The sequence below is a fragment of the Ilyobacter sp. genome, from assembly GCF_041583315.1.
In the GTDB taxonomy this organism is placed as follows: domain Bacteria; phylum Fusobacteriota; class Fusobacteriia; order Fusobacteriales; family Fusobacteriaceae; genus Ilyobacter.
Genome location: NZ_JBFHGC010000019.1, coordinates 1 through 11,927 on the forward strand (window position 1 = coordinate 1; position 11,927 = coordinate 11,927).

12 protein-coding genes and 1 pseudogene are annotated in these 11,927 nt (G+C 36.1%); 12 read left to right on the forward strand and 1 reads right to left on the reverse strand.

From position 1 onward, the window contains the following. From ABZA26_RS01515 to atpC, 12 genes and pseudogenes are all read left to right on the forward strand, one after another. Nucleotides 1-803: pseudogene (locus tag ABZA26_RS01515) on the forward strand (phosphoglucosamine mutase); the annotation flags it as partial. A 263-nt stretch (nucleotides 804-1,066) separates the two neighbouring features. Continuing rightward, the gene (locus tag ABZA26_RS01520; RefSeq protein WP_372712754.1) at nucleotides 1,067-1,780 is read left to right on the forward strand and encodes a class I SAM-dependent methyltransferase; all 714 of its coding nucleotides are present in this window, start codon (nucleotides 1,067-1,069) and stop codon (nucleotides 1,778-1,780) included. 28 nt (nucleotides 1,781-1,808) lie between these two features. Beyond that, entirely contained in the window at nucleotides 1,809-2,021 is a 213-nt protein-coding gene (locus tag ABZA26_RS01525) for an AtpZ/AtpI family protein (protein WP_372712755.1), read from the forward strand. Nucleotides 2,022-2,049: 28 nt separating this feature from the next. Next, nucleotides 2,050-2,433, forward strand: a complete 384-nt coding sequence (locus ABZA26_RS01530; protein WP_372712756.1) for an ATP synthase subunit I — start codon at nucleotides 2,050-2,052, stop codon at nucleotides 2,431-2,433. 86 nt (nucleotides 2,434-2,519) lie between these two features. After that, nucleotides 2,520-3,329, forward strand: coding sequence for a F0F1 ATP synthase subunit A (atpB, locus tag ABZA26_RS01535; RefSeq protein ID WP_372712764.1), 810 nt, complete (start codon nucleotides 2,520-2,522; stop codon nucleotides 3,327-3,329). Between the two features lie 43 nt (nucleotides 3,330-3,372). After that, nucleotides 3,373-3,642, forward strand: a complete 270-nt coding sequence (atpE, locus tag ABZA26_RS01540) for an ATP synthase F0 subunit C (protein WP_013386662.1) — start codon at nucleotides 3,373-3,375, stop codon at nucleotides 3,640-3,642. Nucleotides 3,643-3,742: 100 nt separating this feature from the next. After that, nucleotides 3,743-4,249 (forward strand): F0F1 ATP synthase subunit B, encoded by a 507-nt coding sequence (atpF, locus tag ABZA26_RS01545; protein WP_372712757.1) that lies wholly within the window; start codon nucleotides 3,743-3,745, stop codon nucleotides 4,247-4,249. Beyond that, nucleotides 4,246-4,770 (forward strand): ATP synthase F1 subunit delta, encoded by a 525-nt coding sequence (gene atpH, locus ABZA26_RS01550; protein ID WP_372712758.1) that lies wholly within the window; start codon nucleotides 4,246-4,248, stop codon nucleotides 4,768-4,770. Before atpF ends, atpH begins: the two co-directional genes overlap by 4 nt. A 36-nt stretch (nucleotides 4,771-4,806) precedes the next feature. Further along, a complete protein-coding gene (gene atpA / locus ABZA26_RS01555) occupies nucleotides 4,807-6,309 on the forward strand; it encodes a F0F1 ATP synthase subunit alpha (RefSeq protein WP_372712759.1) in 1,503 nt (500 codons plus the stop codon). A gap of 14 nt (nucleotides 6,310-6,323) precedes the next feature. Beyond that, the gene (atpG, locus tag ABZA26_RS01560) at nucleotides 6,324-7,172 is read left to right on the forward strand and encodes an ATP synthase F1 subunit gamma (RefSeq protein WP_372712760.1); all 849 of its coding nucleotides are present in this window, start codon (nucleotides 6,324-6,326) and stop codon (nucleotides 7,170-7,172) included. Nucleotides 7,173-7,222: 50 nt separating this feature from the next. After that, nucleotides 7,223-8,626: a F0F1 ATP synthase subunit beta gene (gene atpD / locus ABZA26_RS01565; RefSeq protein ID WP_372712761.1), complete on the forward strand. Its 1,404-nt coding sequence runs from the start codon at nucleotides 7,223-7,225 to the stop codon at nucleotides 8,624-8,626. A gap of 2 nt (nucleotides 8,627-8,628) precedes the next feature. Further along, nucleotides 8,629-9,033: an ATP synthase F1 subunit epsilon gene (gene atpC / locus ABZA26_RS01570; protein WP_372712762.1), complete on the forward strand. Its 405-nt coding sequence runs from the start codon at nucleotides 8,629-8,631 to the stop codon at nucleotides 9,031-9,033. A gap of 35 nt (nucleotides 9,034-9,068) precedes the next feature. On the opposite strand, the gene ABZA26_RS01575 is transcribed toward atpC, so the two are convergent. Next, on the reverse strand, nucleotides 9,069-11,927 hold a 2,859-nt coding region (locus ABZA26_RS01575; RefSeq protein ID WP_372712763.1), incomplete at its 5' end, for a DUF748 domain-containing protein.

The following is an 11,927-nucleotide window of genomic DNA, read 5'->3' on the forward strand; positions in this document are numbered from 1 at the left end:
ACGGAGCTGCCTACAGAATCGCCAGAGAAGTATTTATGGATCTAGGAGCTGAGATAGTGGTAATAAATGATGCTCCAAACGGAACCAACATAAATGTAAAATGCGGCTCTACGCACCCTGAGATACTTGCTAAGGTAGTAACAGGATATGAAGCGGACCTAGGTCTTGCCTATGACGGAGACGCAGATAGGCTGATGGCAGTGGATAAAAACGGAAATGTCATAGACGGGGACAAGATAATAGCAATCCTGGCCAAAGAAATGAAAAGCAGAGGAGAGCTAAACGATAACAGGGTGGTAACAACTGTTATGAGTAATATGGGATTTGAAAACTACCTGGATAAAAACGGTATAGGTCTCATAAGAGCCAATGTAGGGGACAGGTATGTACTGGAAAAAATGAAAGTAAACGGACTGAATATAGGGGGAGAGCAGTCGGGACATATAATTTTACTCGACTATAACACAACCGGAGACGGAGTACTGACATCACTTAAACTGGTAGAAGCTCTTAGGGATAGTAAAAAGAGTCTGGACGAGCATGTAGTGGATATACATGACTGGCCGCAGGTGCTCATAAACATAAGAGTCTCAAATGATAAAAAGAACCTTTGGAATAAAAATAAAAAAATTATGGATATCATACAGGAAAAAGAGGGGGAGATGTCTGGACTTGGGAGAGTACTGGTAAGAACATCAGGAACGGAGCCTATAGTGAGAGTAATGGTAGAGGGAAAAGAACAAGAGATGGTGGACTCTGTAGCATCAGAAATCTCTGAAGTTGTGAAGAAAGAACTTTCTTAAATATCTTGCAATTTCAAAAAAAATATATTAGTCTATAATCGCATAAAAAGATACATCACTGAATATGAAAAATGTAGTACCTGACAGGCAAAAAAGTATGAAGAATTCTGAAAAAAGATTTTTTGTTTCAAAAAAAAACAAAAAAAAAGTGCAAAACGACAAAAAATGAGCTATCATGTATTATGTCTCTGTAAAAATTAATGACTTTTTGTGAAAAGATTATTGATTTTATCAGAAATGTAAATTATATTTAGAGGTGGAATATGTACCAGGAATTTGCAAAGGTTTATGACAAGTTTATGGAGTTTGCCGATTATGACGGATGGCATGACTTTGTATCCTATGTTATAGAAGGTAATAATCCAAATGCAAAAACCCTGCTAGACCTGGGATGCGGAACTGGAGAAGTATTAAAGAGATTTGTCGGGGAGTATGAGTGTACCGGAGTTGATCTTTCTGAGGAGATGCTTTCAGTTGCTGAAGACAAGCTGAAAAATTTGGATAAGAATGTCCAGTTGTTATGTCAAAATATGAAGGACCTTAGTCTGGATAGAAAGTACGACATAGTAATATCTCTGTTTGATACGGTGAACCATCTTGTGAGTATAGGGGATTTGGAAAAACTTTTTGAGAAAATAAAAAAACATCTAGAGACTGATGGTGTATACATATTTGACGTTGTAGACAGAAATTTCATGGATGAGATGTTTCCAGACGGATTTTTTATCGATCAGCGAGAGGATATGACTGTAATTTGGGAGCACTATCAAGAAGGTCAACTAGACTATATAGACACTACCTTTTTTGTAGAAGAAAAGGACGGACTTTATAAAAAATATACTGAAAAGCACACTAAGAAAATTTTTACACATAGAGAGATACAAATGGCTGCCGAGAAATCAGGTTTGCATGTAGAAAATATTTATGAAGAAAGTAATCTTGCTGGAGAACGATTTTTTTATGTTATAAAGGGATAGGAAACTAACTCATAAGCTGGTGATTTTAATGAAAAATCTTTATAAGGATGTAGTTTACTATTTTTCTTTACTTGGTTATCTAGGCTTTGTTATGGTTTTTAACATTCTTTTTTTTATAATTATTTATAAGGTAATTGAAAAGTATTTTTTTTCAAGTGATTTGTTGTTTATAGCCTTTACAATTGTAGGGATATTTAGCGGTTTTTATAATTCGTATAAGCTGATTATGAAAAAAAAATAAAAAAAATACTTAAATTTATGGTGGTTTGATGAATCAAGAGATAAAAAAAGTACTCAAAAACTCAGTTATCACAATGATAATTGTCCTTATCTACGGGATTTTGGTAAGAAGCCCTATTATATATATAGGAATGTTTGGAGGGTGCATAATTTCATGGATAGGTTTTTACAGCATCTGCCTCGAGGCGGAGTCAGCTGTGAGAAATGACAATCCATTCAGAGTAACAGTAACTGGATATTTAAAAAGATATGTAATATACGGCATATACTTGGGAGTACTAATAAAATTTTGGGGTATTCCTACTTTTTTAGGCGGAGCTATAGGACTACTGAATATAAAATTTAATATTTCACTTATGGCTATTTCAACCGTTATAAAAAAAATACAGAGCAGGTTAAAAAAATTAAAATAATTTTAAAGAAAGGGGGTCAACGGAGAGTTATGAAAAAATTTGGACCTGTAATACTAGCAGCGATAATTGCAGTTTTCACTTTTGCCATGAAGATGCTTGGATTTGTTCAGTTTGAAACTCCACCATTGGTAGAAGGGCCAAAAATAATGTTTTATGTGCCGCTTCCACCATCAATGCATGATTTTCCTTTTGCTTTAAAAATAGCAGAAGGTAGCTATGGGTTTCCAGTAACAATAACAATTATCAGTACATGGTGTGTTATGCTATTCCTCATATTAATTTTTAGATGGGCTTCAAAAAATCTAGAGATTATGCCGGGGAAAAAACAGGCATTCTTTGAAACTGTCTATGCTTTCTTTGATGCATTGATAGGACAAATGCTAGGTGGTTGGAAGAAAAAGTATTTTACTTACATATCTACTTTGTTTTTATTTATACTTATTTCAAATATTGTTTCATTTTTTCCAATTCCAGGATTTTCCTATGAAGATGGGCTTTTGAAAATTGCACCTGCACTAAGAACACCAACAGCAGATCTTAACACGACAGTAGGTTTGGCATTTATAACGACCTATAGTTTTATGGCTGCTTCATTTAGAGTATCAGGATTTTTTGGATTTTTTAAAGGTTTGTTTGAACCTATGCCGCTTATGTTTCCCATTAACCTGGCTGGGGAATTTGCAAAGCCGACAAATATTTCAATCAGACTTTTTGGAAACATGTTTGCAGGAATGGTAATATTGGGATTGCTTTATAAAGCTGCTCCAGTTTTGATACCGGCACCAATGCACTTATATTTTGATTTATTTAGTGGTATAGTACAAAGTTTTGTATTTATAATGTTGACAATGGTATATATTCAAGGTTCCATTGGAGACGCGGAGTATGTTGATTAATTTGTTTTATTAGAAATATATTTTTTAAGGAGGGAATTATAATATGGATATGTTATTAGCTAAAACTGTAGTATTGGCAGCATCTGCTGTAGGTGCTGGAACAGCAATGATCGCAGGTATAGGACCAGGGGTAGGACAAGGATATGCAGCAGGTAAAGCGGTAGAGTCTGTAGCTAGACAACCAGAAGCAAAAGGAGACATCATCTCTACAATGGTACTAGGGCAAGCAGTAGCGGAATCTACAGGTATCTACTCACTAGTTATTGCTTTGATCCTACTTTATGCTAACCCATTTGTCGGACTATTAGGATAATTTTAGGAGGTCGCTATCCTGAAAGGGATGCTGCTAAATTTTGACGATAAAGCTTTGCATTTATGCATAGAAATCGTTCCACAGAAAGGAGGTAGACGACTTGGCAACACAAAATATGCCTGCAGTGTCTATTGACATTAATATGTTTTGGCAGATCATAAACTTTTTGATTTTAATGTTTTTCTTTAAAAAATATTTTCAAAAACCGGTCTCCAAGATATTAGATGCTAGGAAAGAAAAAATCGCTAACGAGTTGAAACAGGCTGAAACAGATAGAAAACTGGCAGCTGAGGCCAATGAGGAAACCCAAGGTATTCTGAAAGCGGCTAAAACAGAAGCTAATGAAATTCTTTTGAGAGCTGAAAAAAAAGCTGACGAAAGAAAAGAAACTATTTTAAAAGAAGCCAATGCTCAGAGAGAAAAGACTATAAAGTCTGCTGAGTTAGAAGTAGAAAAAATGAAAAAACAAGCTAGAAAAGAGCTCCAATCAGAAGTTACCGGTCTGGCAGTTAGTCTTGCTGAAAAAATGATTAATGAAAGACTTGATTCCAAATTGGGAGAAAACCTACTCAATGACTTTATTGAAGAGGTAGGCGAAGACAGATGATAGAAGCGCAAGTAGGTAAAAGATATGCTGTAGCCATTTATGAAATGGCAGAATCAAATGCAAAAGTTAAAGAACTTTACGAGGAATTAAACCTTGTGATGGAGCTTTACAAGGGGGACAAGGAGTTTAAAAACCTTGTGGATCATCCTCTTATAAAAGTAGAAGAAAAAAAAGAATTTATGGGTAAAATCTTTTCAAAGTTTGAGGAGTTTTCTCTGAATATTCTTTTCTACCTTATAGAAAAGAAAAGACTGTCTTACATAAAATCAATTGTTGCAGAGTATCTGAAGATCTATTATACAAAAAACCATATAGTAGATGTAGAAGCTACTTTTGCAATTGAACCTAATGAAGAACAGAAGAGCAAACTTATTCAAAAACTAGAAAAGAAAACCGGAAAAAAAGTTAACTTGATAGTTAACATAGATAAATCCATTATTGCCGGTGGAATTATAAAAATCGGTGATGAAATAATTGACGGAAGCGTTAGAAGACAGCTTGATACAGTCGTAAGCAACTAGTATCTTGCCAGTTCGAAAGGTAGGAGGTGTAACCGCTTGAAGATCAGACCGGAAGAGATCAGCAGCATAATCAAGACTGAGATCGAAAATTATAAAAAATCTTTAGATATTAAAACTTCAGGTTCTGTCGTAGAAGTAGGAGACGGAATCGCAAGAATATACGGTCTTAGTAATGCAAAAGCCGGAGAACTTTTAGAATTCCCTAATGGAATAAGAGGGATGGTACTAAATCTTGAGGAAAACAATGTAGGTGCCGTATTACTAGGAGACCCTACAGGGGTAAAAGAGGGAGACGAGGTAAGAGCCACTGGAGAAGTCGCAGCGGTACCAGCCGGAGAAGGTCTCTTGGGAAGAGTAGTCAACGCTCTAGGAGAGCCAATTGATGGTAAAGGTGACATAAAAACAGAAAGAATGATGACACTAGAAAGAAAGGCTCATGGAATAATCGCCAGAAAGCCGGTACATGAACCACTTCAAACGGGTATCAAGTCAATAGACGGAATGGTACCGATCGGAAGAGGTCAAAGAGAACTTATCATCGGGGATAGACAGACTGGTAAAACAGCTGTAGCACTCGATGCAATCATAAACCAAAAAGGTACAGGGGTAAAATGTATCTATGTAGCTATAGGTCAGAGAAGATCAACTGTAGCTCAGATAGTAAAAAAACTAGAAAATGCCGGAGCAATGGAATACACAATCGTAGTAGCAGCAACGGCTTCAGAACCAGCTCCTCTGCAATACATGGCACCTTACTGTGGTGTATCTATGGGTGAGTTCTTTATGGATAAGGGAGAGCATGTATTAATAATATACGATGACCTTTCTAAACATGCGGTAGCATACAGAGAGATGTCACTTCTACTGAAGAGACCTCCAGGAAGAGAAGCTTATCCAGGAGATGTATTCTACCTTCACTCAAGACTTCTTGAGAGAGCGGCAAAACTATCTGATGAACTAGGTGCAGGTTCTATAACAGCACTTCCTATAATTGAAACACAGGCAGGAGACGTATCTGCGTTTATTCCTACCAACGTAATTTCAATCACAGATGGTCAGATCTTCCTAGATTCTGAACTATTTAACTCTGGATTCAGACCGGCAATAAATGCAGGTATATCTGTATCGAGAGTTGGAGGATCAGCACAAATAAAGGCTATGAAACAAGTTGCTGCCAAAGTAAAACTAGAACTAGCACAGTATAGTGAACTTTTAACATTTGCACAATTTGGATCAGACCTAGATAAGGCTACAAAAGCTCAACTTGAAAGAGGACACAGAATCATGGAGGTCCTAAAGCAAGATCAATACAAACCTTACAGAGTAGAAGAGCAAGTGGTTTCATTCTTTATGGTTTTAAACGGATATGTTGACGACACTCCTATTGAAGAAGTAAGAAGATTCGAGGAAGAGTTGATAGCGCATCTAAAAGATAATACAGAAATACTAAAAGAAATACTAGAGAAAAAAGCTCTTAGTGATGAAATAGAAGCTAAATTAAGAAAAGCTATTGAAGATTTCAAAAAAAACTTTAGTTAAAGAGAGGTGAGATCATGGCTGGAGGAAAAGAATTAAAAGGTAGAATTAAAAGTGTTCAGTCTACTCACCAGATCACAAAGGCTATGGAGATAGTTTCTTCAACAAAGTTTAAAAGATTCTCTGCATTGGTAAATCAGTCAAAACCATACTCTGAAAGTATGGATAATGTACTAAAAAATATTGCTGCAGGGATAAAATCTGAAAGGCATCCACTTTTCGATGGGAAAAAGGATGTAAAAAAAATAGGGGTTATCGTGATGACTTCTGACAGAGGACTTTGTGGAGGCTTCAACAATGCCACCTTAAAAAAGATGGAAATTCTTATTGCCGAAAATCCAGACAAGGAAGTTTCAATCATTGGAGTTGGAAAAAAAGCCAGAGATTATTGTAATAAAAGAAATTATGATCTTAAAGCTGAGTATATCCAGCTTATTCCTGAAACTATGTTTGTAAAGGCTAAAGAAATAAGTGAAAATATTGTGGAATATTTTTATGGAGATATCTTTGATGAGGTATACATGATCTACAATGAATTCATATCTGCAATGCAGACTGAGCTAGTTGTAAAAAAAGTGTTACCTATCGAGAGAGTAGAGGTTCAAGAGAATACTACGTATATTTTTGAGCCATCGGTAGAGGGTATATTATCAAGCCTGCTTCCAAAATATCTGAATATAAGAATATATCAGGCTATTTTGGAAAATACGGCAAGTGAGCATTCGGCTAGAAAGAATGCTATGAAAAATGCAACTGACAATGCTGAGGACATGATAGCTGATCTGAACCTTCAATACAACAGGGAAAGACAAGCTGCAGTTACTCAAGAGATATCTGAAATTGTCAGTGGAGCATCTGCTCTCTAAATATATTGAGCAGAATTTTTCAAAACCTTATTGAAGAGGAGGCAGTTTTAGTGGAGAATAAGGGAATTCTTACCCAAATAATTGGTCCGGTTGTAGACGTATCATTCAATAGCGAATTGCCTAAGATTTACAATTCACTTAGAATAGATCGTGGAAACGGAGAAGTCCTAATAGCTGAAGTACAGCAACACCTAGGTAACAACGTTGTAAGAGCGATATGTATGGATGCATCTGAAGGGCTACAAAGAGGAATGGAAGTAATAGATACAGGTGCTCCAATCACAGTACCGGTAGGTAAAGCGGTACTAGGAAGAATACTGAATGTATTGGGAGAGCCTATAGATCAAGCAGGAGAAGTAAAGGCAGAAGAGTTTTCATCTATTCACAGGGAAGCTCCTGCATTTGAAGATCAGGGAACTGAAGTAGAGATATTCGAAACAGGAATCAAGGTAATCGATCTTCTGGCTCCATATGTAAAAGGTGGAAAAATCGGTCTGTTTGGTGGAGCAGGAGTTGGTAAGACAGTTCTTATAATGGAGCTTATCAATAACATCGCCAAGGGACATGGAGGACTATCAGTATTTGCAGGTGTAGGGGAAAGAACGAGAGAAGGTAGAGACCTTTTTGACGAAATGACCGAATCTGGAGTACTGAGCAAAACTTCTCTTGTTTACGGACAAATGAATGAGCCGCCTGGAGCAAGACTAAGAGTAGCACTTACTGGTCTTACAATGGCTGAAAACTTTAGAGATAAAGAGGGGCAGGACGTTCTTCTGTTCATCGATAATATCTTTAGATTTACGCAAGCAGGATCAGAAGTTTCGGCACTTCTAGGAAGAATGCCGTCAGCGGTTGGATACCAGCCGACACTAGCAACAGACATGGGTGCTCTTCAAGAGAGAATAACATCTACTAAAACTGGATCGATCACGTCAGTACAAGCTGTATATGTACCAGCAGATGACCTTACTGACCCGGCTCCAGCTACTACATTTACTCATCTAGACGCTACAACAGTACTGTCTAGAAGAATCGCATCACTTGGAATCTATCCGGCAGTTGACCCTCTAGATTCTACATCAACAGCTCTTCAGCCTGGAATCACAGGTCATGAGCACTATACAACAGCAAGAGAGGTACAGTCTGTACTTCAAAGATATAAAGAACTTCAGGATATCATCGCTATACTAGGTATGGACGAATTATCTGATGATGATAAAATAGCAGTAAACAGAGCAAGAAAAATCGAAAGATTCTTTTCACAGCCATTCCACGTAGCAGAGCAGTTTACAGGAATGGAAGGTAAATACGTAACTGTAAAGGAAACTATAAGAGGATTTAAAGAGATCCTTGAAGGTAAGCATGATGACCTTCCTGAACAAGCCTTCCTTTATGTGGGAACAATTGACGAGGCTATAGCAAAAGCGAGGGAATTAATGAAGGGAGATGCATAATCATGGCTACCTTTAAGTTAGAAGTGATTACTCCAATCAAAAAGATCCTTGAAAAAGAAGTTGAAATGATTGTTTTAAGAACCACCGAGGGGGATATGGGAGTTTTGGCAAACCATGCTCCTTTCGTGGCAGAACTTGCTATCGGAGAGATGAAAATAAAATCTTCAGGTGAAGAAGTAGCATACTTTGTATCCGGAGGTTTCATAGACATATCGAGAGAGCAGACCACAATTCTTGCTGATGAAGCTATAGACGCAAGAGAGATAGATGTGGAAAGAGCAAAACAAGATGCCGAGGTTGCTCAGGCTAAGCTTACGAAGCTAAAAGAGGACAGAGATATTGCTGCAACTCAAAAAGCACTTCAAGATGCACTTACTAAGGTAAGAATAGGTGAACAATATCGTTAATTTAAAAAGGCCGTGCTTTAAGCACAGCCTTTTTTTTATGGATATATAAAAATAACGTCAGCCTGTGGATAAACTCTTTTTTCATCGGAAATCTCCGTTGTTATTCTATTTTCTAGAGACTTGCCTCTGAAAAAAGTAAGGATTTTTTCTTTTCTGGAGTTCATAAGATCATTAACTTGTGACTCTGGAGTCTTGGAATCTTTTGAGGACATAAAAATAATATCTTTTATATTTTTAAGCCTGAGAAGTTCTGTTTCTCTGAAAAAATCAGTATAGAGGATAAATCTGACTTTTAATTCCTGGTTTTCTTTTAACATCTGGGATATTTTTTCTAACTTTTGAATTTCAGTCAAGGCTAAGCTGTCTGAAAGAAATATAAAGTTTATTTTTGAAATCTCCTGGGATTCAATTGTCTTTGTGATAATGTTTATAGGAGATGTTACGGTTTTTATCAGTATACTTTTTAAACTCTGTATAAAAATATCTCTCAGTTTAAATTGCGGGTTATTAAAATCTCCTGAAATTAGTATATTCAGACTGAAGTTTCCGCTCTTATCTGAAAGTATACCCACGGCAGTTTTTAAAGGAATAGATGTATTGTTTCCTGTGGATTGTCCCAGGGATATATTTTTAAAAGTGATATCATTTGTTCCATCAAGTTTACCTTTTTTTATTTTATAAGTAGCCTTCCAGTCAGTTTTTCCCGAGTTTAACTGGTTTGGAAAGTAGAGTTCTAAAATATTTTTGTATGGCGTGAGATCTAAATTGTTCAGTGTGAACTCCCCATCTATATCCATTGTTTTTGGGGAAAATCCCCAGTCCTCTTTCAAGGAATAAGAAGCTTTTGCAGAAAGAGTACCACCTGTCTTGACTGTGGAATCAAGAGTTATATCTGTTTTTTCATTCTTAGAAGTGGAAAAATTATTTGATTTGAGCAATATTTTTTGTATTGGGTAGGTGCTATTCTTGGTCAAGAGATTGAGGTCTCCATCTAGAATACTTAATTTTTTTATATTGATTTTCATTTTAGTTTTTTCAGGTTTTTTAGATTTATCAACGGCTTCTGTTTTTTTATTGATTACCACGATTGGTTTTGAAACTGTAACTTCATCAGCGCTGAATTCATCTTTATTTAATCTGTTTAAAATTAAATTGATATTATCCCCTGAAAAGGACATGTACTTATCTTTGCCCAGTATTCCCTTGAATCCCACTAAATTAAACTTCCCTTTTGTAATATTGTATTTCTTATCCTTGATTTGAATAAAAAAGGAAGAGACAATTTTTTTTGTTGAAAATTCATCTGTGGATTCTTTACTATAGAGGTTCATATTTTCCAGAGAAAGGACGGTCTGGGAAGATATATTCCCGTTAGTGTATGAGAGGTCTGCATCTAATTTTGCAAGGCCGTCCACTGTATAGGGGATATCTTTTAAAAATGGTCTGAGCTCCTCTATACCAAGTGAAGCAACACTAACCTTCCCCTTATATCCTACATCCTTTATATCTTCCCTTAATTCCAAATCCTTATCCACAAGAAGGTTTCCCCCTATACTTACAGGGGTTTTCCCGTTTAACTTTCCGGTGACATTTACTTCTGATCCCCCTTTTTTTGTTGATAGATTTTTGAATAAACCGTTTATTCCGTTTACTGAAAAATCTTTTAGCATAACATCTGAATTTTGTATACTAAACTTTGAGAGAAAGATCAACGGTAGTTTTTTCTTTTCTTTTTCTGTTGTTTCTTTATTTTCTGTTTCTTTTTTAGGAGCGCTCATATCTATCTTGGCATTTTTCATATTTATAGAATCAAAAACTATAGATTCCTTTGAAATTTCTTTTGAAATAAGAGAAAGATCTCCCTGAAAAACAGTTTTTCCATCAGTTGATTTGAAAACCAGCTTCGTAACCTCTCCAGGGCCGGAGATTTTAAATTTTTTATCTAGCATATTATAGTCGACTTTATTTGACATTTTAATCTGATCTGAAGACAAGAGGGACCCTTTACCGTCAGAAGCCCCTATACCTACTAAGGAGATGTCAGCAAGAGCAGAGATATCAGGGTAACTAAAGGTGTAATCCCCTCCTATGGAAAAATCTTTAGAACTTATTTTATAAGGAAGGTTTTCCAGTTTGTTCATTGAAGCAAGGTCACTTCCCTTGATTTTTAATTTCCCTTCAGCCAATATGAGTTGTAGGAGATCTTCTGGACTTTTTAAAGTATCTTTAAATTTTATCTTTGAGTTTGTAGAGACCGAGGTTTTTTCATCGAGATCAAATGACAGGTCTATTTCAGACTGGATATCTTTTTCATTGGTGAAGTTCTTTCCTTTGAGACTTAACTTTGTCAAAGATGTATCAGAGGTCAAAACAGATGAGTCTGAGATGTTAAGTTCACCTATTTTTAAATCAGGAATTACAAATGGCTTTGGAGGCTCCTTTTCTTTATCTTCAGAGTGCATTTTGTAGTCTACTGCCAACTGATCCAGAGTGATATTGTCGATATTTATGTAGGGTTGGGGAAAGGTGACCTCTTGCAGATTTATATCCCCTGACTTGAAGGAGATGCTCTGAAGTTCATTTTTAAGTGTAAAATTTTCTGAGTGAACCTTACCTTTTAGTGTATAAATTTTATCCTTGAAATTTCCGTTAAAAGGGATGTCTGCCTTTATATTCCCCACTAAAGAATCGTACCCCTTTATTTTTTTTATAATAAAGGGATTTTCATCAAGGGTAATATTTTCAGCATTAAAAATTCCATTGAAATCTCCTGTGGAGGTATTTGCCTCTAAAGAAAGAGCAATAGAGTCATCCTTTGAAAGCTCCAGCCCAGATGAAAAATTCAGTATATTGTCTGCATATTGAAATTTTGGAGATTTGAATCTGACTGCACT

Coding starts and splice junctions, on each gene's coding strand:
- ABZA26_RS01520 (WP_372712754.1), top strand. CDS start 1,067: ATGTACCAGGAATTTGCAAAGGTTTATGACAAGTTTATGGAGTTTGCC.
- atpG (WP_372712760.1), top strand. CDS start 6,324: ATGGCTGGAGGAAAAGAATTAAAAGGTAGAATTAAAAGTGTTCAGTCT.
- ABZA26_RS01525 (WP_372712755.1), top strand. CDS start 1,809: ATGAAAAATCTTTATAAGGATGTAGTTTACTATTTTTCTTTACTTGGT.
- atpB (WP_372712764.1), top strand. CDS start 2,520: ATGAAGATGCTTGGATTTGTTCAGTTTGAAACTCCACCATTGGTAGAA.
- atpC (WP_372712762.1), top strand. CDS start 8,629: ATGGCTACCTTTAAGTTAGAAGTGATTACTCCAATCAAAAAGATCCTT.
- atpH (WP_372712758.1), top strand. CDS start 4,246: ATGATAGAAGCGCAAGTAGGTAAAAGATATGCTGTAGCCATTTATGAA.
- atpE (WP_013386662.1), top strand. CDS start 3,373: ATGGATATGTTATTAGCTAAAACTGTAGTATTGGCAGCATCTGCTGTA.
- ABZA26_RS01530 (WP_372712756.1), top strand. CDS start 2,050: ATGAATCAAGAGATAAAAAAAGTACTCAAAAACTCAGTTATCACAATG.